The sequence below is a fragment of the Pseudomonas ficuserectae genome, from assembly GCF_024584585.1.
GTDB classification, from domain to species: domain Bacteria; phylum Pseudomonadota; class Gammaproteobacteria; order Pseudomonadales; family Pseudomonadaceae; genus Aquipseudomonas; species Aquipseudomonas amygdali.
Genome location: NZ_CP085684.1, coordinates 2,824,666 through 2,845,590, shown reverse-complemented (window position 1 = coordinate 2,845,590; position 20,925 = coordinate 2,824,666). Strand labels below are relative to the sequence as shown.

The window sequence follows — 20,925 nt, the reverse complement described above, 5'->3', positions numbered from 1 at the left end:
CTCAGGATGCCTCCTTCACTTTCTGTCCAGCCTGCCCGCCTGTAGCGCCAGACTTCAGGACCGGATGCAGCAGCACGCGAAATGCACTCTTCTGCGCCAGGCTATAGAAGTCGTGGGCGAAGTCATCCAGGTCGGCAGCGGTCAGTTTCAGGCGCCGCAGGAAGTAGTTGTAAACCAGTACCGCAGGCACGGCGACGGCGATGCCGACACCGGTTGCCACCAGCGCTGCGCCGATAGGACCGGCAACGGTTTCCAGGCTTGCCGAACCGGCAGCACTGATACCCTTGAGCGCCGACATAATGCCCCAGACCGTACCGAACAGGCCGATAAACGGCGAGGTGCTGCCAATACTGGCGAGAATCGCCAGACCGGTCTCCAGCGAGCGGCGCTCCCGAACGATCTGCTGACGCAGGGCACGTTCAAGGCGGTCCTGATGGTTGATGGACTGACTGAGGTCGTTAGCCTGCGCGCCGTCCGGCACCTGAATGGCGGCGTAACCGGCCAGCGCAACACGAGCAGCAGCGCCGGGCTGTTCCTGGGCAAGTTGCGCGGCCGAATCCAGGCTCGATGCAGCCCAGAATTGCTTGTGGAACTTGCGGTCCTGGGATTTCAGGCGCGAGAACTGCACACCTTTGAGCAGGGCCAGGCCCCAGGTGGCGACGGAAAAAATGACCAGCAGCCAGATGACCGCGTGTTCGATGGATTCAAAAGGCGAAGCAAGTAGGTTCATGGCGCAGCTCTCTTTATGAACGAAGTCTGAACAAGGCATTGGGGTGTATCGCGATGCGCCTTTGGTTCAGGTAGCTCGCCGGGTCAATCGAATATCGTGGTTATTGGAACTTGAAACGTTATTTGATCTTGAAATCAATCGGCACACTGACCCAGCCGTCCTGGGCGACGTCGCCTTGTTTGGCGGGCACGAAACTCCAGCGCTTCACCGCTGCCAGCGCTGCGTCATCCAATTGATCGCGGCCGCTGCTTTTCTGTATCTGAATCTCGCCGGGCTTGCCGCTGGCCAATACATGGACGCGCAACAGCACGGTGCCTTCCCAGCCGCGGCGCATTGCCAGCGACGGGTATTCCGGTGCCGGGTTGCGCAGATAGCCAGCGCTGGCAGAAGCCGGAGTTACCGGTTTTGGCGCGGGCGGTGCGGGAGCGGCAGGTGCAGCGACAGGTGGCGCGGGCACCGGTGGGGCCGGTTGCTCGACCGGTTTTGCCACTGGCTTGACGACCGGTTTGACCACCGGCTTGGGCGGCTGCGGCTTGGGTTTTGGAATCGGTTTGGGCGGTGGCGGCTTGACGGCCAGTTCATCTTCGACCGGGGGCGGCGGCTCGACCACAGGCTGCACGACAGGCTCGGGCGGTGGTGGCGGCGTCTCCACAACCGGCGGCGCGGGCTGAGAGAACTCGATGGTCATCGGCGGAATTTCCGGCGGCACGACCGGCAATGCGGGTGTCGGGTTCTGGCTCAACCAGTAGATGACCGAGCCATGAAATACCAGCGCCAGTGCACCCAGCAGAATGGCTTCGCGTCGTCCAAGTATGGGTTTGGGGGTGCTTTGCAACCGCGATAACGCCAGAGGCGCACGGAAAGGACGCCCCAGATCGACCAGGTCGCCACTCGGCGTCTGGCGCCAGGGCACTTCATGTGCGCTGGCTGCGGTCTGGACATTGCCCATTGATACACTCCTGCATTTTCATGATAAAAATCCAGGTTCTGTTGGTATCAGTCACCTTTCCAAAGTTGATGTGGCAAGGCAATCATCGCTGAAAGAGGCTTGTTCCTGAAAAGAATATTTGGTTCGCCGGTTAGACTTTAAATGAATATATGAACCAGCGCAGACCGTGATGCGAGAGCGTGAGGAACGATAGTCGTCAGGTAGATCAGGCTCAATGACCGCTGTGATCACCATGCCCGCTGTGCTCGTCGCTGGTCAGCGACTTGGCGACTGCGGTGACCTGAATCGACTCTTTCACGCCCTTGGCGTCTTCCACGGTCAGGGTCAGAGGCACCTGATCACCCTCTTTGACCTGCGCTGCAAGGCCCATGAACATCACGTGGTAGCCGTCGGAATCGAGCATCACCGGTTTGCCGGCTGGCAGGTCAACCGAGTTGACGCGCTGCATGCTCATCACGTCGCCTTTCATGCTCATCTCATGGATCTGCACGGTTTTCGCAACAGGTGAAGCAACATCGACCAGCTTGCTGTCCGTGTCCGAAGTGATGCGCATGAACGCACCAGTGGCGGACTGGCCTGGCACAGTGGCACGCACCCAGGCGTCATCGACTTTGGTTTCGGCCAGCGCCTGAGCGCTCAGGCCCAGCAGCGAAAGGGTCAGCAACAGAGGCTTTGCGACGTTACGAATCAGAACGGTCATCAGCATACTTCCATCAAAGTGAGCAGATCTTCAGTGCATTGTTGGGCGGACAGCCTGTGCGACAAGCCCAAGCGCAGCACGCCGCGGGTGTCGTAGACATAACTGGTGGCGGTATGCGAGATCGTGTAGGTGTCGCCCAGCGGGACCTTTTCGAAGAATACGCCGAACTCCTTTGCCGTTGCGGCCGTTTCTTCAAGCGTACCGGACAGGGCGACGAAGGTCGGATCGAAAGCCTTCACGTAGGCGTCGATCACCTCGGGCGTATCACGCTCCGGGTCGAGAGTAATGAACACTACCTGGAGGGTCTTGCCCTCTTCGCCCATCAGCTTTCTGATCTGTGCAGCTCGCGCCAGTGCCGTCGGGCAAATGGCCGGGCATTGGGTGAAGCCGAAGAAGATCATCGGCATCAGGCCACGAAAACTCGACAGGGTCTTGACGTTGCCTTGTGCATCCTTGAGTCGGAAGTTGCGGCCAACTATCTCGTTGCTCATGTCTTTGCCGTGCTTGAACGGCAAGGCATTGGAATTGCCGCAGCCAGTCAGCAGGCCAAGGCTCAGCAACGAGAGGCCTGTGACCACCTCGCGGCGGGTCGGTTGGTACGTCATGTCTTGCGTCCCCTGGAGGGTTAGGCGCGTGGGTTCTGACACATTCAAAGGCCGCGAATTTACCACCCCAAGGCAACAGGGAATACCGCCAATCCTGTTTCAAACCATGAGCAGGCGCGCAAACGTCGGCCTCATGGGCTGCAATACGTCGTGCGACAAAACAGCACAGGCAGCTTTACCACCCTCAAGTACTGTTACCGAACACCCGTGCGCAACGCTTTAAATGCATATAAAACATATAATAAATAAAAATAATTCAATATTTTTATAATTAACATATAACCAAAAGGCCTTTCACAGGCTCGTTTCATAACCCTATATTCGCCAGCAAACCGACCCTTGCCTTGTGGAGGTGCCCAGAACTTTCTCAGCATTGCCCAAGGATTACTCCGCCATGGCCTTACCCGCTCACGCTCCCCGCCACGCCCTGCGCAACCCGCTGATCAAAAGCATAGCGCTTGTCGGCCTTGGCCTGATGAACCCCGCTCAGGCCGCCGATGAAACCCTCGACCGTGAGGCCCGGCTGGAGAAGGTCACGGTGATTTCCACCGGGGTTCGCGGTACACAGCGCACGGTGACTGAAAGCCCGGCCCCGATTGATATCGTAACCAGCGATCAGTTACTGAAAACCGGTCGCGCCGACCTGACCGAAGCCATCGCCAAACTGCTGCCTTCGTTCAACTATGGCACCAACGTCGCAGGCTATAACTCGACCATCTGCCCGTTGTCCAACCGCAGCCTTGCACCGGCCTACACGCTGGTGCTGGTCAATGGCAAACGCCGCCATAACAGCGCCCTGCCCGCCAATGGCTCGACTGACAGCAGCGGCGCGAACTCGGTGGACATCGACATGATCCCGATCAGCGCGGTGGAGCGCATCGAGGTGCTCAAGGACAGTGCCGCTGCGCAATACGGCTCGGATGCGATTGCCGGGGTGATCAACGTGATTCTCAAATCCAGCGCCGAGGGCGGTCATCTGGGGGTGACGTACGGCAAGCTGTACAGCGGTGAAGGCGAAGTGAGCAAATTCGAAGGGGACACCGGCTTCGAACTGGGTGACGGCGGCTTTCTGCATCTTTCGGCCGACGCACGCAAGCGTGGCGATGCCAGCTGGAACGAAAAAGCCACCAATAACGCCTACTTTCCCGGCGACCCTCGAGAGGCGACGTGGGACCGGGTCGGCGTCAAGAACGGCGACCCGCAGATCAAAGCGTTCAACCTGGCCTACAACGCCGAACTGCCGCTGAATGATCAGACGAAACTGTATTCCTACGGCACTTACGGACAACGCGACGCCATCATCAACAACTACTTCCGCTATCCCAACAGCAACGCCAACGTTCCCGAACTGTTTGCCGACGGCTACTACCCGCTGAACAATCTGGACGACACCGACTATCAGTACCTGATTGGCGCCAAGGGTGAGGCGCTGGGCTGGAACTGGGACCTGAGCACTACATACGGGCGCAACAACAACCATCAGTACAGCGATCTGACCATCAACCCCTCGCTGGGACCGGCCTCGCCGACGTCGTTCGACGACCTGGCAACCTATCGATTCGAGCAATGGGTCAACAACGTCGACATCACCCGTGCGTTCGACGGGCTGTTTGGCGTGCCGCTGCAAGTGTCCGCAGGGCTTGAACATCGCTGGGAGCGGTTCCGGACGCTTTCCGGCGACGCGCAGGCCTATCAGGTGGGCGGCTATCGCTTTCCGGCTACTCTGCCCAATGGTCAGGCCAACCCGCTGGCCGGACAGCTGGCGTCGATTGCCGCCCAGGCCGCAGCGGTGATCTCGCCGCAGGATGCCACCAGCCTGCAACGCAACAACTACGCAGCTTACGTCGATTTCGGTATCACCCCGATAGAACCGTTGTTTGTCGACCTTGCGCTGCGTGCAGAGCATTTCGACGATGACTCGGGCAACACGGTCAGTGCCAAGCTCAACTCGCGTTACGAATTTACCGACACCTTCGCCGTACGCGGCACCGTCGGCACGGGCTTTCGTGCGCCCTCGCTGACCCAGGTCGGCTACAGCATCTCGGACAACCGGGTCGGTGCTGCGCCGGATGGCACCATCGTGCCCGCCGTGACGCGCATCGCGCCGGTCAACTCGGCGCTGGCCCAGGCGCTCGGTGCGACCACCCTGGACCCGGAAAAATCGCGCAATCTGGGGTTCGGCGTGACCTGGCAACCGGCACCGCGCACCAGCCTGACCGCAGACGCCTACTGGATCGAGATCGACGACCGCATCGCCCGTACCGAAAGCCTGTACGGCCCAGCGCTGGCGCCCATCCTGTCGGCTCAAGGTGTGGACACCAGCACCCGCGGCCTGGACATCGTCCTCGACCATTCCAGCCAGTATGGTGCATGGGGCAACGTGCGCTGGAGCGCCGGGTTCAACTACAACAAGACCATTATCACCGACGTCAAGGACGCACCGGCAGCCTTGCAGGGCCTGGGCAGCAACCCTGGCGGCAGCCTGACCTGGGTCGGCCGGGCCCGCGAAGGCGACCTGACCGATGCTCAACCGAAAACCAAATGGGTACTGGGCGGCAAATGGACGCTGGGCGACCTGGGCGTGAATCTGCAAACCACCCGCTACGGCAAGGTCAAGACGCTCCAGCAGCTGGAGAGCGGGGATCGCAGCTTCGGGGCCAAGTGGATCACCGACCTGGATGTGTCCTACACCCTCTACGACAACATCACCCTCAGTGTTGGCGGCACCAATATCTTCGATGTGCGCCCGGACAAGAATGCAATCCCCTCCGCCGTCGGACTCAACCTGTACGGCAATTCACCGTTCTATCCGGGCGGTGGCTTCTGGTACAGCAAGATTGCCTATGATTTCTGACATCCGCACAGATTTGCTTATCGTGCCGCCGCGCCATGCAGAAAAAACTGCGTCACCAATGCGCCCATACCGGCGCGTGCCACACGGCCGCGGCGTTCGGCGTCGACCATCCCGGAGAGCAGCGCTGCGAACATTTCGGTAAGGACGGCCGCACTGACGTCGATCCGGAACAGACCTTCATGCTGCCCACGCAGGAAAAACGCATCGAGGGCGTCGGAGTAAGGCAACCAGCGGCGCCCTCCGCTGCTTTCATCGAGCGAATCCGGGCGCCACTGAAACACCAGAAAGACCAGCATTTCGCGGTGCATGAGGTGGTTGTCGACCAGTCGCTGAAGCGCTTCCAGCGGCGGAGCATGCTGCAGATCCGCGTCGGCAACCATCTGGTTCATCAGGTCCGAGGCGTGATTGAGCAACAGTTCCACGAGGTTGGCGCGGGTGCCGCAGAAACGGTTGAGCGTCGCCTTGCTGACGCCAGCCGCTTGAGCAATATCCTTGAGCGTACCGTTGGAGTGGTCAACCAGCGCAACGGCCAGGGCTTTCAGAAATTTGTCGTCAGCGGCAGGTAATTCCATCGGGTACGTCTTCAACTCGTGTTAAGTGGCAGGCGGCGCATTGTGCAGAAACCTTACCGCGTTCTCAAAGCCTATACACAATTAGTCACTAAAGTCTCACATGAGTCAATATTGACTCACTCTCTTACACAGTAGATCATTCGCGGCTTTAGTGTCTGATGGGCTGCGCCCGGGTGAGCGATGAGTGGTTTGAGCGATTGGCGTGTCATGCCTGCGGTAGCGCTGCTGGCAGTGTTGGGTCTGGCCGGGTGCGAGCAGAAACAGCAGCAGGATCACGCCGCATCGACAGCGCCCAAAGAGGTGGAGGCCATTGCGGTCAAAGCCGAATCGTTCACGGTCGTTGATGAACTGCCCGGCCGTATCGAACCGGTTCGTGTGGCGCAGGTACGCGCCCGGGTGGCCGGTATCGTGCTCACGCGCAACTTCGAGGAAGGTGCCGATGTGAAAGCGGGCGCGGTGCTGTTCCAGATCGACCCGGCACCGTTCAAGGCCGCGCTGTCCAAAGCTCAGGGCGACCTGGCCCGCACAGAAGCCACATTGTTCGAAACTCAGGCTACGGTCAAACGTTACGATTCTCTGGTCGAAATCGAAGCGGTCAGCCGCCAGACCTTCGACACCGCCCGCTCTGCGCTGCAAAACGCCATCGCCGCTAAAAAGTCGGCTCAGGCAGATGTCGAAACGGCCCGACTGAACCTGGGATACGCCACAGTCAAGGCACCGATTTCAGGGCGCATCGGCCGCGCGATGGTCACTGAAGGCGCGCTGGTCGGTCAGGGCGAAACCACACTGCTGGCAACCATCCAGCAACTCGACCCGGTCTACGCCGACTTCACCCAGCCGGTTGCCGACGCCTTGCAAATGCGCGAGGCCATTCAGGAAGGTCGCCTGCCCAAGGGTGGCGAAGATGCGCTGTCGCTGAGCGTCGACGGTACTGACTATCAAAGCACCGGCACCCTGTTGTTTACCGACGTTGCAGTAGACCGGACCACCGGCCAGGTTTCGTTACGCGCCCGCTTCGCCAACCCCAAAGGCGTGTTGCTGCCGGGCATGTACGTGCGGGTGCGCACACCGCAGCGGGTCGATGCCAATGCCATTCTCGTCCCGCAACGTGCCGTTCAGCGCTCCAGTGATGGCGCAGCCCGCGTACTTGTGGTTGGCCAGGACGGTACGGTCGAAGCGCGTCCGGTCAAAACCGGCGCAATGCAGGATTCGCGCTGGCAGATCACCGAGGGGCTGAAGGCAGGTGAACAGGTTGTCGTCGGCAACATGACCGGGCTCAATTCCGGTGACAAGGTCGTCGCCAAATCGCCCTCCGCCCAGCCGCAATCCAAGTCGCAATAAAGCCGCCTTCAGCGCGATCGAGGATCACCGTTCATGTCTCTGTTCTTTATCAAGCGACCCAACTTTGCCTGGGTGCTGGCCCTGTTCATTCTGCTGGCAGGCCTGATGGCCCTGCCCTCCTTGCCAGTGGCGGAGTACCCTGATGTGGCACCGCCGCAGATCACCATTACCGCTACTTACCCCGGCGCATCCGCGAAAGTGCTGGTCGACTCGGTGACCAGCGTCATCGAGGAAGAGCTGAACGGTGCCAAGGGCATGCTGTATTACGAGTCGACCAGCAACTCGACCGGCAGTGCCGAAATCAACGTGACATTCGTACCGGGCACCAACCCGGACATGGCACAGGTTGAAGTTCAGAACCGTATCAAGAAGGCTGAAGCGCGCCTGCCGCAGACGGTGCTCAGCCAGGGCCTGCAAGTCGAACAGGCCAGCTCCGGCTTCCTGTTGATTTTTACCCTGAACTACAAGGACGGCTCGGCCACCAAGGATACGGTCGCGCTGGCCGACTACGCGGCCCGCAACGTCAATAACGAAATCAGTCGGGTGAACGGTGTCGGCAGGTTGCAGTTTTTCGCCGCCGAAGCCGCAATGCGGGTCTGGATCGACCCGCAGAAGCTGGTGGGCTATGGGCTGTCCATCGACGACGTGAATGCGGCCATTCGTGCGCAGAACGTGCAGGTTCCCGCAGGCAGCTTCGGCAGCAGCCCGGGCTCATCACTGCAGGAATTGACCGCGACACTGGCGGTCAAGGGCACGCTGGACAACCCGGAGGAGTTCGGCCGCATCGTATTGCGTGCCAACGAAGACGGCTCCACGGTGCATTTGTCCGATGTGGCACGCATGGCCATCGGCAGTCAGGATTACAGTTTTGAATCGCGCCTGAACGGGCAACGTGCAGTGGCCGGTGCCGTGCAACTGTCGCCAGGTGCCAATGCGATCCAGACTGCCCGGGCAGTCAATCAGCGCCTCACCGAGCTGTCGGTCAATTTCCCGGAAGGCGTCGAGTTTTCGATACCGTACGACACCTCGCGCTTCGTCGACGTGGCCATCGACAAGGTGATCTACACCCTGATCGAGGCCATGGTGCTGGTGTTTCTGGTGATGTTTCTGTTTCTGCAGAACATTCGCTACACGCTTATCCCGACCATCGTGGTGCCGGTGTGTCTGGCCGGGACCCTGGCGATCATGTACCTGATGGGCTTCTCGGTGAACATGATGACCATGTTCGGCATGGTGCTGGCCATCGGTATTCTGGTCGACGACGCCATTGTGGTGGTGGAAAACGTCGAGCGGATCATGGCCGAAGAAGGCCTTTCTCCGGCAACCGCAACAGTCAAGGCGATGCAGCAGGTCTCCGGCGCGATTTTCGGTATCACGCTGGTACTGGCCGCAGTGTTTCTGCCACTGGCGTTCATGGGGGGTTCGGTCGGGGTCATCTACCAGCAGTTCTCGCTGTCGCTGGCCATGTCGATTCTGTTCTCGGGTTTCCTGGCCCTGACCTTTACCCCGGCACTGTGTGCCACGCTGCTCAAGCCGATCCCGGCCGGGCATCATGAAAAGCGTGGTTTCTTCGGTGGTTTCAATCGTCTGTTCGGCACGTTCACCGACCGTTACGAGCGCGTCAGCTCGAGCATGATCAAGCGCGCTGGCCGCTACATGCTGTTGTACGTTGGGATTGTCGGTCTGCTGGGCTTTTTCTACCTGCGTCTGCCGGAGTCCTTTGTGCCCGTGGAAGATCAGGGCTATCTGATCATCGACGTGCAACTGCCGCCCGGCGCGACCCGGTCGCGTACCGACCTCACCGCGCAATTGCTCGAGAACTACATGTTGTCCCGCGAAGCCACAGGTGCTGTGACCATGCTGCTGGGCTTCAGCTTCTCGGGCATGGGTGAAAACGCCGGTCTTGCGTTCCCGACCCTGAAGGACTGGTCGGAGCGCGGCAAGGGCCAGTCGGCAGCTGAAGAAGCGGCGGCGTTCAACCAGCATTTTGCCGGGCTCGCCGACGGTACGGTGATGGCGGTGACGCCTCCGCCCATTGACGGCCTGGGCACCTCGGGCGGCTTCTCGCTGCGCCTGCAGGACCGTGCAGGCCTGGGCCGCGAAGCCCTGCTGGCGGCACGCGACAAGCTGCTCGGCGAGGCCAACGGCAACCCGAAGATTCTCTACGCGATGATGGAAGGTCTGGCCGAAGCGCCGCAATTGCGCCTGAATATCGACCGCGAAAAAGCCCGTGCGCATGGCGTGAGTTTCGAATCGATCAGCAATGCGCTGTCCACCGCCTTCGGCTCCTCGGTGATCAGCGATTTCGCCAATGCCGGACGTCAGCAGCGTGTCGTTGTGCAGGCAGAACAAAGTTCGCGAATGACTCCGGAAAGCGTACTCAAGCTCTACGTGCCCAACAGCAGCGGCACGCTGGTGCCGCTGGGCGCATTCGTTTCGACGCAGTGGGAACAAGGCCCGGTGCAGATCGCCCGCTACAACGGCTACCCCGCGTTCAGGATTTCCGGCGATGCAGCACCGGGTGTGAGTACAGGTGAAGCGATGGCGGAAATCGAACGGATCGTTTCCGAGCTGCCGCAAGGCATCGGCTATGAATGGACCGGCCTCTCCTATCAGGAAAGAGTCGCCAGCGGCCAGGCAGCCGGCCTGTTCGGCCTGGCGCTGCTGGTGGTGTTCCTGCTGCTGGTTGCGCTGTATGAAAGCTGGGCGATTCCGCTGGTGGTGATGCTGATCGTACCCGTCGGTGCGCTGGGCTCCGTGCTGGCAGTGACTGCGGTCGGCATGCCTAACGATGTGTATTTCAAGGTCGGGTTGATCACCATCATCGGGCTGGCAGCAAAAAACGCGATTCTCATCGTCGAATTCGCCAAGGAGCTGTGGGATCAAGGCCATTCGCTGCGTGACGCGGCACTTCAGGCTGCGCGACTGCGCTTTCGGCCGATTGTCATGACATCGCTGGCCTTCATCCTTGGCGTCGTGCCCCTCACGCTGGCGACCGGCGCAGGCGCTGCGAGCCAGCGTGCGATCGGCACCGGCGTCATAGGCGGCATGCTCAGCGCTACACTGCTGGGCGTGATTCTGGTGCCGATATTTTTTGTCTGGGTGCTGTCAGTGTTGCGCCGTAAGCCGCATGTAGTACAGCAGGTTGATGACGATAAACACCTGCCCGAGAAACAATAAACAGTAAGCGGCCAGCGGGCTGGCGGGCTTCAATCCCGTCACTCCGCCGTTGGCCTGCTGTCGGTTTGCGGGTCCGCCGATGCTTTGACGCGGGTCCAGGCCGGCAGTGTGCTGGTAGCGATTTCCGACGCCACATTCACACGGTTGCGACCTTGCGACTTGGCAGCATACAGCGCACGGTCGGCAAGTTCGATCAGGCTGCGCTGGTCGAGCTGTCGATCCGTGCCGACGAATGTGGCAACACCGAGGCTGACCGTCACGATGCCAAACGGGCTGGCGGGATGCTCGATCTGCTCGTCGCGGATAGCCTGCAGGATGTTCTCGGCCACCTGACGAGTACTCGACTCGTCAGTGCCGGGCAGCACCACCGCGATCTCTTCACCGCCATAACGAGCAGCGACATCACCGGGGTGGCGGATGCATTGTTCGACCACACGGGCCAGTGCCACCAGGCACTCGTCACCGGCCAGATGGCCGTAGTGATCGTTGTAGCGCTTGAAATGATCGGCATCTATCAGAATCAGTGACAGAAGGCTGCGCTCGCGTCTGGCACGCTTGAATTCAACCTCCAGAAACTGATCGAACCGTCTGCGATTGGCCAGCCCGGTTAGCTTGTCTTCCGAGGCTATGAACTCCAGGTGCTGATTCAACTGGATGAGGGCTGCCTGAGAGTCGAGTAACTGATCTTCCGCGCGGATGCGGCTGTGAATGTGCCCGATCAGGCGGATGCCGAGGCCGACCACCAGCCCGAGCAGCACCAGCATGACCAGAATCGACTGCTTGGTCTGGCCCAACCAGTCGAGCATGGCCTCTTTCTGGCCCAGCGCGACCACAGTGACAATCGGGTACACGGCGCTGCGCTTGAACGCATAAAAACGCGCAACACCGTCGATTCTGGAGACAAATTGAGTGGTGCCAGAGGGTCGATTGCGCTCAGAAGTAAAGATCGGCGTCGATGAGAGGTCACGCCCGATTTCCGCTTCCAGGTGCGGATAGCGCACACGCAACTGCCCGGCCGCCGACGTGAGGCTGATGATGCCGGTTTTGCCGACCTGAATATCCGAATAGAACTTCAACAGATGATCGACACCAATGGTCACGACCATCAGCCCGGCAAAACTCGAATCAGGGTGGTTGATGCGCCTGCTGACCGATATGACCCATTCGCCGGAGGCACGACTGCGGATTGTCGGGCCGATGAAAGGTGCTTTGCCAGGCGTCTGCAGGTGGTGCTGAAAGAACTCGCGCTGGGCGCTGTTGACGCCAATGGCCTTGGGATTGGTTGAAAAGGTGCAAATGCCGTCAGCGTTGTACAGCGAAACCGTGTCGATTTGCGGCAACGCGCCCATTTCACGGGCAATGACCCATCTGAGACGCTCCATCTGCTCGGGTCCGGCACCGTCGTTTTCGACACGCTCCGTCAGGCCGATCAGCATCAGCTCGCTTTGTTTGAAAATGCCATCGGTGTAAGTGCTCAGCGCCCCAGCCAGATTAATCGTGCTGGTCTGGATGTTCTCCAGCGTGTTGCGGCGCGCGGTCCATGCTTGCCAGGCCATCAACATCACCACGCAGGCGCACACTACGAAGATCAGCCATGACGCAAGCCGAAGGTCGCGTTTCAAAACTTGCCTCCACAACAGGTGAGAACCAGTGCATCTGGTTTTTCTGAAAACCGGACCTGATTGCTCAGGGGCCATCGACAATCCTTTCGCTACTAACTGCCATTGTCGGCAAGCGTTCGGCCGTACCTGAAGGCCTGGCATTAATGAAGCATGCCAGAGAGTGGCATCATAATGCCACGTACAGCGGTCTATTGGTTGATCGGGGTTCAACATACGCAGGCAGGCACGCACTGGATCACAGTGGTGCCTGATTTTCTGGAGGGCTGTTTTCTGAAGGGGCTGGAAGCGAAGCTCGCTTACAGGGGCAAGGCAGGACGCACGTATTTGCCGGGCTTCATGCTGTTTCGGCGACAGTTTTGCGCAGTGCCGCAGCTTCCAGCTCGCGCACTAAAGGCAGCACGTGCTCGCCGAAATAGGCGACTTCTTCCTGGAAATGCAGAAATGCGGAAAGTACCAGATCGACACCGACGGACTTGAGCTCGACGATGCGCTCGGCAATCTGACGCGGCGTGCCGATCAAATTGGTCTTGAAGCCATCGTTGTACTGCACCAGATCCTGAAAGGTGGATTTGGCCCAATTGCCCTCGCCTTCCGGGCTGGCCTTGCCGGCCTGTTTCGCGGCATCACCAAACGCATTGACGGCTTCCGGATCTGCCTTGTCGACAATTTCAGCCAGCACCGCTCGCGCCTCTTCTTCGGTGTCCCGGGCAATGATGAAGGCATTGACGCCGATCTTCACTGAATGGCCGTTCGCGGCAGCCTTGGCTCGAATGTCATCAACCTGAGCCTTGATGCCTTCGATAGTATTGCCGTTGGTGAAATACCAGTCTGACACCCGGGCCGCCATATCCCGCGCAGCACGTGAGCTGCCGCCCTGAAAGATCTCGGGATGAGGACGCTGGATCGGCTTGGGTTTGAGGGTGTAATCGTGGAAGCGATAGAAGTCGCCCTTGAAGGTAAAATTGTCGGTGGTCCAGATACCCTTGAGGGCCCGAATGAACTCTTCGGAACGGCGATAGCGCTCGTCGTGCTCCAGCCAGGGTTCGCCAATGGCCTGAAACTCGCCCTTGAACCAGCCGCTGACAATATTGACCGCCACGCGCCCGGCGGTGAGCTGATCAATGGTTGCCAGTTGCTTGGCCGCAACAGAGGGCGTCCATGGACCTGGCAATATTGCTGCAATGACTTTGAGCTTTTCGGTGGCCGCCAACAGAGCATGGCTGAACGCTACGGACTCATGCTGGAATTCCGCCCCGTAACCGGCAGTGAAGCGAATTTGCGTCAGCGCATATTCGAAACCGGATTGTTCGGCGATCTGCGCCAGCTTGCGGTTGTAGTCGATGGTCCAACTGGTACGCTGTTCGATCTTGCTGACGACCAGACCACCGCTGACGTTCGGCACCCAGTACGCAAATTTTATGGAAGATTGGCTCATATCGGCACTCCTCTGACTGCAGGCTTCCCGAGCGCATTAGTCGAACGGGCTTGCAGAACCATAGAGCAGCAACCGTGCCAGACAGTTAAATGAATACAGATCAAAGAGTTGCAATGCCTGAAGGACAGCGTCAACTGTTTGCACTTCGGCAAGCTGTCGAAACACTGTTCCCAGGGCAACAGTGTCTGGCCGGGTTGCGCATTCATGCAGTGTTTAATTTAGCGGAAACAAACCGACGGAAGGCTGACCGCGCAGCTATCCAGAATCAAATGGCTAGGGTATTTTTGGATCCAATGAAACCGCGTTCATCCGCAGGAGCACCGATGAAACTGCATGCCTTTTTACTGGCCTTGATGATCCCCGCACTGTCGGCGCATGCCGAAGCCAAAACCATAAACGTCCCCCATGACCCGACCGGGCAGCACGCGCTGGTGGAGAAAAGCGGCAGCGCCCAAGCGCGCGTCGTCGTTACCCGACGTGAAGGTCTGCTGGGCGTGATCTACTCCAAGCGCGTCTACAACTGCGCCAATCACACAGTGAACCTGGTAGGCACCGGCTCTACTCTGGAAATCATGGAACAGGCTCGCGCCGTCAGCGGCATGGGTCCGGTGATACGCGATTCCACAGCCGACTACATCGAGTCCGAAGCCTGCAGTTGATGTCGCACTGATCAAGCACCTCCCCGGCTGAATTCACTTCGCCCGAAAGCGCCTCTCATGAGGCGCTTTTTTCGTTTCGTCTGCCTCGCCATTCAGCCAACACGTCGGACGCAAAAAACGCTTGCACGTAAAGTATTACGGTATACCATCAGACAGAAACAACTCACCATGCCCGTGCAGGCAGCAGGATTTAAGCGAGGCAAGTGTCATGAAGTTTTCGTTGTTCGTGCACATGGAACGCTGGGATGAAAGTGTCAGTCATCGCCAGCTTTTCGAAGACCTGACCGAGCTGACGCTGATGGCCGAGCAAGGCGGTTTCAGCACCGTGTGGATCGGCGAACACCATGCGATGGAATACACAATATCGCCGAGCCCCATGCCGCTGCTGGCGTACCTGGCCGCCAGAACAACGCGCATTCATCTGGGCGCGGGCACCATCATTGCGCCGTTCTGGCATCCGTTGCGGGTGGCAGGAGAATGCGCGCTGCTGGATGTGATCAGCAACGGGCGCATGGAAGTCGGCCTGGCGCGCGGTGCCTATCAAGTGGAGTTCGACCGCATGGCGGGCGGCATGCCGGCCTCCGAAGGCGGCAAGGCGTTGCGCGAAATGGTGCCGGTAGTCCGTGCGCTGTGGCAGGGTGACTATGCCCACGACGGCGATATCTGGAAATTCCCGACTTCGACCTCCGTACCCAAGCCAATCAACACGCCACCCATGTGGATCGCTGCTCGCGACCCTGATTCGCATAACTTCGCCGTGCAGAACGGCTGCAACGTGATGGTCACGCCATTGATGAAAGGCGACGAAGAAGTCGTCGACCTGAAGAACAAGTTCGAAGCAGCGCTGGCCAATAACCCTGACGTACCTCGGCCACAACTGATGGTGTTGCGCCACACGCATGTGCATGCTGCGGACAACCCTGAAGGCTGGAAAACCGGTGCTGACGCCATCGCGAAGTTCTACCGCACCTTCGACGCCTGGTTCGGCAACAAGCAGACGCCGGTGAATGGTTTTCTGGCACCCAGCCCGGAAGAGAAATTCAAGGAGCGTCCGGAGTTCGAGCTGGAGAATATCCGCAAGAACACCATGATCGGCACGCCGGAAGAGATCATCCCGCGCATCCGCCATTACCAGGAGCTGGGGGTCGACGAGTTCAGCTTCTGGTGCGACAACAGTCTGCCGCACGCCGAGAAGAAAAAATCACTTGAGCTGTTTATCAAGCACGTGGTGCCGGTGTTTCGTTGAGCTGAACGAGAACGACAGCTCGCTTGCCAATGCTCCGCGTTGGCGTGCAGTTCAGGACGCTCCGCGTCCCTTGCGACGCAGAGCGTCGCGAAATGCATTCCCACGCTGGAGCGTGAGGAACGAGAGGTGTCTGGACTTTACTCTCGCTCCACTCAATTAAGGCCAACCTTCAATGGTTATAAGCCCGCTCGTTATGCTCGGCCAGATCCAGCCCCATCTCTTCCACTGATTCATGCGCACGCAGGCCGATCAGTGCCTGCACGGCCTTGAGGATGATCCAGCTGACTGCGAAGCAATATACCGTGGTGAACAGCACGCCTTTGATCTGAGCAATTACCTGGGCTCCCATGCTGACATCCGGCACCAGCCCGCCCAGTGAGGGCACGCAGAACACGCCGGTCAGCACTGCGCCGATCATGCCGCCGATGCCGTGCAGGCCGAACACGTCGAGGCTGTCGTCATAACCCAGGCGTTTTTTCAGCACGGTCACGCTCAGGTAGCAGAACACCCCGCACAGCACGCCAATCGCCAGTGCCCCGCCGACGCCGACATAGGCACAGGCAGGGGTAATGCCGACCAGACCCGCCAACGCACCGCTTGCCAGGCCCAGCGCGCTGGGTTTGCCGACCTTGAACCACTCGGTGAACATCCAGCCGAGTATCCCGGCGCAGGCTCCCACTTGCGTGTTGAGCATGACGATGCCGGAAGTGCCGTTCAGGCCGCCACCGGAGCCGATATTGAAACCGAACCAGCCGACCCAAAGCATCGCCGCGCCAGCCATGGTCAGGCTTAGGTTGTGTGCAGGCATCGGGGTATTCTGATAACCCTTGCGTTTGCCCAGCACCAGACACGCCGCCAGTGCCGCGACACCGGCATTGATGTGCACGGCGGTGCCACCGGCAAAGTCCAGCACGCCCCAGTTGTGCATCAGCGCACCTGCCCCGCCCCAGACCATATGCGCGACCGGCGCATACACCAGGGTGAACCACAGCGCCATGAACAGCAGCGCGGCCGAGAACTTCATGCGTTCGGCAAAGGCTCCGGCAATCAGCGCAGGCGTAATAATGGCGAAGGTCATCTGGAAGGTCACAAACACGCCTTCCGGAATGTCACCGACCAGACTGTCGGGGGTCATGCCGGCCAGAAACGCGCGGCTCAGTCCGCCGACAAAGCTGTTGAAGCTCACCTGCCCTTCGACCATGTTGCTGGTATCCACTACCATGCTGTACCCGTAGATGACCCACAGCACGCCGACCACTCCGGCAATGCCGAAGCACTGAGTGAACAGCGACAACATGTTCTTGGCCCGTACCAGCCCGCCGTAAAACAGCGCCAGCCCCGGAAGGCACATGAACAGCACCAGCACTGCTGCGGTGATCATCCACGCCGTGCTGCCGGTGTTCAGAACGGGGGCGTCAGCTGCCTGCGCAATCGGAGCGAAGGCACCTGGCGCGAGTAAAGCTGTAAGGGATTTGCCGTGTAGACGATTGAACATGTTCAAAGCTCCCGCAAATGAATGGAAAGTGTCTGGCAGCAAGAAAGGTCATCGAGACAGGCGAGGCTCTTCGGCCTCTTGGGGGGTCAAGTTCTCGTGGCGCGAATGGCGTTATATAAGTCCGATGAGCCCGAAAGCGGGGCTTAAACCACCAGGGTTCTCGTTCCCACGCTCCGCGTGGTAATGCAGTTCGTGACGCTCCGCGTCACACAGTTCTGCGACTCAGTGAGATTCAGGCTCGACTTGAGTCAGCTTTTCGCCCCTCGGCGACCTACTTTGATGGGGCCAAAGTAGGCAAATCCCTTCGCTCCTGTTTCCGGCCCGACTTCGTCGGGTTCCTTCGCCCTGTCACTGATCCGGGGGTCGCCGCAACGGACCATCCATGGTCCGGTGCGGCTAGCCTGGCGTCCTGCCAGGCTACCCCCGGATCAGCGCCAGGACTCAGCCGTCACTAACGTCGCACTCTGCGTCGTCTGTGCCATCGCGGTCGATAAGCACGTTATCGAATCAGTAACCAGAACCCGGAATCCACGACGTCCCGGCCAAGGGCACTCGGGCCATCGCCGCAGACTCGACGGTCAGCGCCACCAGATCTTCCGGGTCGAGGTTGTGCAGGTGCGACTTGCCGCAGGCGCGGGCCATGGTCTGAGCCTCCAGCACCAGCACGCGCAGGTAGTTGGCCAGACGCCGACCGCCTTCGACCGGGTCGAGACGTTTGGACAGTTCAGGGTCCTGGGTGGTGATGCCCGCAGGGTCGCGGCCGTTCTGCCAGTCGTCGTAGTAACCCGCTGCCGAGCCAATCTTTCTCAGCTCTTCGTCGAGACGCGGATGGTTGTCGCCCAGGGCTATCAAAGCGGCTGTACCAATTGCCACTGCATCAGCGCCCAGAGCCATGGCCTTGGCCACGTCGGCGCCGTTGCGAATCCCGCCGGAGACGATCAACTGCACCTTGCGATGCATGCCCATCTCCTGCAGCGCCTGCACGGCTTGCGGGATGGCAGGCAGAATCGGAATGCCGACGTGTTCGATGAACACTTCCTGAGTGGCCGCAGTACCGCCCTGCATGCCGTCGAGCACAATAACGTCAGCACCAGCCTTCACCGCCAGCTTGACGTCGTAGTACGGGCGGCTGGCACCTATCTTCACGTAGATCGGCTTTTCCCAGTCGGTGATCTCGCGGATCTCGGCAATCTTGATTGCCAGATCGTCGGGGCCGGTCCAGTCCGGGTGTCGGCACGCAGAACGCTGATCGACGCCGACCGGCAAGGTGCGCATGCCAGCCACGCGCTCGGTAACTTTCATGCCCAGCAACATGCCGCCGCCACCGGGTTTGGCGCCCTGCCCCAGGACGATTTCGATGGCATCGGCCTTGCGCAGATCGTCGGGATTCATGCCGTAACGCGATGGCAGGTACTGGTAGACCAGATGCTGCGACTGACCGCGCTCTTCCGGGGTCATGCCGCCATCGCCGGTGGTGGTACTGGTGCCGGCAATGGTTGCGCCGCGGCCCAGCGCTTCCTTGGCGTTGGCCGACAATGCGCCGAAGCTCATGCCTGCAATGGTCACCGGAATTTTCAGGTACAGCGGCTTTTTGGCGAAACGATTACCCAGCACCACGTCGGTGCCGCACTTCTCGCGATAGCCTTCCAGCGGGTAGCGCGAGACGCTTGCGCCAAGCAGCAACAGGTCGTCGAAGTGCGGCAGCTTGCGCTTGGTGCCGCCACCGCGAATGTCGTAGATGCCGGTTTCCGCAGCACGCTGGATTTCCTGAATGGTCAGGCGATCGAAGGTGGCCGATTCGCGCAGGACTGGAGCAGGTTTTTGGCTGATGGGGTCGCTCATGGTAATGCTCCTGAATCAGTACGCGGAGGCGTTATCGACTTTGAAGTTGTAAAGCTGACGGGCCGAGCCATAGCGTTTGAAATCCGCGGCCTTCTCGTTGAAGCCCGCGCGATTGAGCAGCTCCTGCAACTCCTGCAGATGCTCTTCGCGCATCTCCTTGGCGATGCAGTCAGAGCCCAGCGACTCGACCTTGCCTTTGACGTAGATCCGCGTTTCGTACAACGAGTCGCCCAGCGCATCGCCCGCGTCGCCGCAGACCACCAGCCGACCGGCCTGGCCCATGAAGCAGCTCATGTGGCCGATGCTGCCGCCGACCACAATGTCGATGCCTTTCATGGAAATGCCACAGCGCGCTCCGGCATCGCCTTCAATCACCAGCAAACCGCCGTGCGCCGTGGCACCTGCGGCCTGCGAGGCGCTGCCCTTGACCCGGACTGCGCCGGACATCATGTTCTCGGCGCAACCAACACCGACATTGCCGTGCACGGTGATCGAAGCTTTCTGGTTCATACCCGCGCAGTAATAGCCGGCATGGCCCTGAATATCTATGGAGATGGCCTCGTTGACGCCGACCGCCAGGTTATGCGCGCCGTCAGGGTGGGTGACCAGCCATTCGCGCTCTTGCAATGCCTTGACCTGATCGTGCAGAGCCTGGTTGAGATCACGCACGGTGGCGCTGGAAAGATCGACGGTTTTCATGAGCGTGCTCCCTCGGCTGGCTCGCGTTCCCAGATGTACATAGTAGCCGGGACAGGTTCCCAGACCCTGGCGTTTTCGATACCCGGCAGGCTGGACAGCGCCTGGTATTCCGAGGCCATGGCGACGTAATCGTCGGTTTCGGCGAGAATGGCCGGTTTGCAGGCAATCGGATCGCGAATCACCGCAAAACCATTGCGCGTGCCGATGGCGAAGGTAAAAAAGCCATCGAGGTCCTCCAGCGATTTGTCGAGCGCCTGCTTGAGGCTGTCGCCCTGTTGCAGGCGCCAGGCCAGATAACCGGCGGCCACCTCGGTGTCGTTGTCGGTCTCGAAGTGAATGCCTTCACGGCGCAGGTTCTGGCGCAGGCGAAAGTGATTGGACAGCGAACCGTTGTGCACCAGACACAGGTCCGAACCCGTGGAAAACGGATGACTGCCTTCCATGGTCACCGCACTTTCAGTGGCCATGCGCGTATGGCCGATGATGTGGCTGCCCTTCATGGACGCCAGACCGAAGCGCTCGGAAATCTCCCTCGGCAACCCCATGCCCTTGAGGATCTCGATACTCTGTCCGGCGCTCATGATGCGCACGGTGGGCGCCAGCTGCGCCAGTGCAGCACGCACCGGGGCTTCTTCTGCCTGAATCTTCAATACCACGGCGCTGGCGTTCTGAAACCAGTCCAGTGGTGCATCCAGTCTGCTTTGCAGCGCTGCGATCAGCGCCTTGAAATCATACTGTTCGGTGGTGGCCTGCAAGGTCAGCTTGACCCAGCCCTGCGCCACTTCATCGCCATAAATGGCAAACCCGGCGCTGTCCGGCCCGCGGTCCGTCATAGCCTCGAGCATCGGTTCGAACAACCTGCCGAGTTGTGATTCCAGCGCCGGGTTCTTCAGATACAAACCAACGATTCCGCACATAAGCCTCACCTTGTTCGGAAGCGGCAAGCTTTTAGCTACAAGCTGCAAGCCAACCGCATAGACAGAAAAATTCAATACG

General features: G+C 59.9%; 16 protein-coding genes. 5 read left to right on the top strand and 11 right to left on the bottom strand.

Features of this window, described 5'->3' with window-relative positions; genetic code table 11:
* Position 1: 1 nt before the first annotated feature.
* The 4 genes from LJU29_RS12480 to LJU29_RS12465 all read right to left on the bottom strand — a co-directional run bounded on the left by LJU29_RS12480 (position 2) and on the right by LJU29_RS12465 (position 2,984).
* Positions 2 to 730 carry a MotA/TolQ/ExbB proton channel family protein gene (locus LJU29_RS12480; RefSeq protein ID WP_002553832.1) on the bottom strand — a complete coding sequence of 243 codons (729 nt, stop codon included), beginning with the start codon at positions 728 to 730 and terminating at the stop codon, positions 2 to 4.
* A gap of 118 nt (positions 731 to 848) precedes the next feature.
* Positions 849 to 1,679, bottom strand: a complete 831-nt coding sequence (locus tag LJU29_RS12475; protein WP_257112501.1) for an energy transducer TonB — start codon at positions 1,677 to 1,679, stop codon at positions 849 to 851.
* Between the two features lie 211 nt (positions 1,680 to 1,890).
* Complete coding sequence (locus tag LJU29_RS12470; protein ID WP_004658526.1) at positions 1,891 to 2,385, bottom strand: copper chaperone PCu(A)C; 495 nt, start codon at positions 2,383 to 2,385, stop codon at positions 1,891 to 1,893.
* A complete protein-coding gene (locus LJU29_RS12465) occupies positions 2,379 to 2,984 on the bottom strand; it encodes an SCO family protein (protein ID WP_004658527.1) in 606 nt (201 codons plus the stop codon). Before LJU29_RS12465 ends, LJU29_RS12470 begins: the two co-directional genes overlap by 7 nt.
* A 394-nt stretch (positions 2,985 to 3,378) precedes the next feature.
* Between LJU29_RS12465 and LJU29_RS12460 the strand changes: the two genes are divergently transcribed.
* On the top strand, positions 3,379 to 5,838 hold the full coding sequence (locus LJU29_RS12460; RefSeq protein WP_257112498.1) for a TonB-dependent receptor plug domain-containing protein: 2,460 nt from the start codon (positions 3,379 to 3,381) through the stop codon (positions 5,836 to 5,838).
* A gap of 17 nt (positions 5,839 to 5,855) precedes the next feature.
* On the opposite strand, the gene LJU29_RS12455 is transcribed toward LJU29_RS12460, so the two are convergent.
* Positions 5,856 to 6,410: a TetR/AcrR family transcriptional regulator gene (locus LJU29_RS12455; protein WP_005779656.1), complete on the bottom strand. Its 555-nt coding sequence runs from the start codon at positions 6,408 to 6,410 to the stop codon at positions 5,856 to 5,858.
* Positions 6,411 to 6,590: 180 nt separating this feature from the next.
* Here LJU29_RS12455 and LJU29_RS12450 point away from each other — a divergent pair, with 180 nt between their 5' ends.
* Both LJU29_RS12450 and LJU29_RS12445 read left to right on the top strand, forming a co-directional pair.
* On the top strand, positions 6,591 to 7,751 hold the full coding sequence (locus LJU29_RS12450; RefSeq protein ID WP_005757468.1) for an efflux RND transporter periplasmic adaptor subunit: 1,161 nt from the start codon (positions 6,591 to 6,593) through the stop codon (positions 7,749 to 7,751).
* Between the two features lie 33 nt (positions 7,752 to 7,784).
* A complete protein-coding gene (locus tag LJU29_RS12445; protein WP_257112485.1) occupies positions 7,785 to 10,931 on the top strand; it encodes a multidrug efflux RND transporter permease subunit in 3,147 nt (1,048 codons plus the stop codon).
* Between the two features lie 38 nt (positions 10,932 to 10,969).
* On the opposite strand, the gene LJU29_RS12440 is transcribed toward LJU29_RS12445, so the two are convergent.
* Positions 10,970 to 12,553 (bottom strand): sensor domain-containing diguanylate cyclase, encoded by a 1,584-nt coding sequence (locus LJU29_RS12440; protein WP_057422663.1) that lies wholly within the window; start codon positions 12,551 to 12,553, stop codon positions 10,970 to 10,972.
* Positions 12,554 to 12,887: 334 nt separating this feature from the next.
* The gene (gene sfnG / locus LJU29_RS12435) at positions 12,888 to 13,988 is read right to left on the bottom strand and encodes a dimethylsulfone monooxygenase SfnG (RefSeq protein ID WP_257112484.1); all 1,101 of its coding nucleotides are present in this window, start codon (positions 13,986 to 13,988) and stop codon (positions 12,888 to 12,890) included.
* Between the two features lie 323 nt (positions 13,989 to 14,311).
* Between sfnG and LJU29_RS12430 the strand changes: the two genes are divergently transcribed.
* Both LJU29_RS12430 and LJU29_RS12425 read left to right on the top strand, forming a co-directional pair.
* Positions 14,312 to 14,647: a hypothetical protein gene (locus LJU29_RS12430; protein ID WP_054996189.1), complete on the top strand. Its 336-nt coding sequence runs from the start codon at positions 14,312 to 14,314 to the stop codon at positions 14,645 to 14,647.
* Positions 14,648 to 14,855: 208 nt separating this feature from the next.
* On the top strand, positions 14,856 to 15,893 hold the full coding sequence (locus LJU29_RS12425) for an LLM class flavin-dependent oxidoreductase (protein WP_122321776.1): 1,038 nt from the start codon (positions 14,856 to 14,858) through the stop codon (positions 15,891 to 15,893).
* 169 nt (positions 15,894 to 16,062) lie between these two features.
* On the opposite strand, the gene LJU29_RS12420 is transcribed toward LJU29_RS12425, so the two are convergent.
* The 4 genes from LJU29_RS12420 to LJU29_RS12405 all read right to left on the bottom strand — a co-directional run bounded on the left by LJU29_RS12420 (position 16,063) and on the right by LJU29_RS12405 (position 20,846).
* Entirely contained in the window at positions 16,063 to 17,388 is a 1,326-nt protein-coding gene (locus LJU29_RS12420; protein WP_257112482.1) for an ammonium transporter, read from the bottom strand.
* Positions 17,389 to 17,895: 507 nt separating this feature from the next.
* Entirely contained in the window at positions 17,896 to 19,230 is a 1,335-nt protein-coding gene (locus LJU29_RS12415) for an FMN-binding glutamate synthase family protein (RefSeq protein WP_002553845.1), read from the bottom strand.
* Positions 19,231 to 19,245: 15 nt separating this feature from the next.
* Positions 19,246 to 19,929 carry a GltB/FmdC/FwdC-like GXGXG domain-containing protein gene (locus LJU29_RS12410; RefSeq protein WP_004665565.1) on the bottom strand — a complete coding sequence of 228 codons (684 nt, stop codon included), beginning with the start codon at positions 19,927 to 19,929 and terminating at the stop codon, positions 19,246 to 19,248.
* Positions 19,926 to 20,846, bottom strand: a complete 921-nt coding sequence (locus tag LJU29_RS12405) for a class II glutamine amidotransferase (RefSeq protein WP_004665566.1) — start codon at positions 20,844 to 20,846, stop codon at positions 19,926 to 19,928. Before LJU29_RS12405 ends, LJU29_RS12410 begins: the two co-directional genes overlap by 4 nt.
* Between the last annotated feature and the right edge of the window lie 79 nt (positions 20,847 to 20,925).

Excerpts from the sequence above, each read along its gene's own strand:
- LJU29_RS12480 (WP_002553832.1), bottom strand. The coding sequence starts at position 730 with ATGAACCTACTTGCTTCGCCTTTTGAATCCATCGAACACGCGGTCATC.
- LJU29_RS12475 (WP_257112501.1), bottom strand. The coding sequence starts at position 1,679 with ATGGGCAATGTCCAGACCGCAGCCAGCGCACATGAAGTGCCCTGGCGC.
- LJU29_RS12470 (WP_004658526.1), bottom strand. The coding sequence starts at position 2,385 with ATGCTGATGACCGTTCTGATTCGTAACGTCGCAAAGCCTCTGTTGCTG.
- LJU29_RS12465 (WP_004658527.1), bottom strand. The coding sequence starts at position 2,984 with ATGACGTACCAACCGACCCGCCGCGAGGTGGTCACAGGCCTCTCGTTG.
- LJU29_RS12460 (WP_257112498.1), top strand. The coding sequence starts at position 3,379 with ATGGCCTTACCCGCTCACGCTCCCCGCCACGCCCTGCGCAACCCGCTG.
- LJU29_RS12455 (WP_005779656.1), bottom strand. The coding sequence starts at position 6,410 with ATGGAATTACCTGCCGCTGACGACAAATTTCTGAAAGCCCTGGCCGTT.
- LJU29_RS12450 (WP_005757468.1), top strand. The coding sequence starts at position 6,591 with ATGAGTGGTTTGAGCGATTGGCGTGTCATGCCTGCGGTAGCGCTGCTG.
- LJU29_RS12445 (WP_257112485.1), top strand. The coding sequence starts at position 7,785 with ATGTCTCTGTTCTTTATCAAGCGACCCAACTTTGCCTGGGTGCTGGCC.
- sfnG (WP_257112484.1), bottom strand. The coding sequence starts at position 13,988 with ATGAGCCAATCTTCCATAAAATTTGCGTACTGGGTGCCGAACGTCAGC.
- LJU29_RS12430 (WP_054996189.1), top strand. The coding sequence starts at position 14,312 with ATGAAACTGCATGCCTTTTTACTGGCCTTGATGATCCCCGCACTGTCG.
- LJU29_RS12425 (WP_122321776.1), top strand. The coding sequence starts at position 14,856 with ATGAAGTTTTCGTTGTTCGTGCACATGGAACGCTGGGATGAAAGTGTC.
- LJU29_RS12420 (WP_257112482.1), bottom strand. The coding sequence starts at position 17,388 with ATGTTCAATCGTCTACACGGCAAATCCCTTACAGCTTTACTCGCGCCA.
- LJU29_RS12415 (WP_002553845.1), bottom strand. The coding sequence starts at position 19,230 with ATGAGCGACCCCATCAGCCAAAAACCTGCTCCAGTCCTGCGCGAATCG.
- LJU29_RS12410 (WP_004665565.1), bottom strand. The coding sequence starts at position 19,929 with ATGAAAACCGTCGATCTTTCCAGCGCCACCGTGCGTGATCTCAACCAG.
- LJU29_RS12405 (WP_004665566.1), bottom strand. The coding sequence starts at position 20,846 with ATGTGCGGAATCGTTGGTTTGTATCTGAAGAACCCGGCGCTGGAATCA.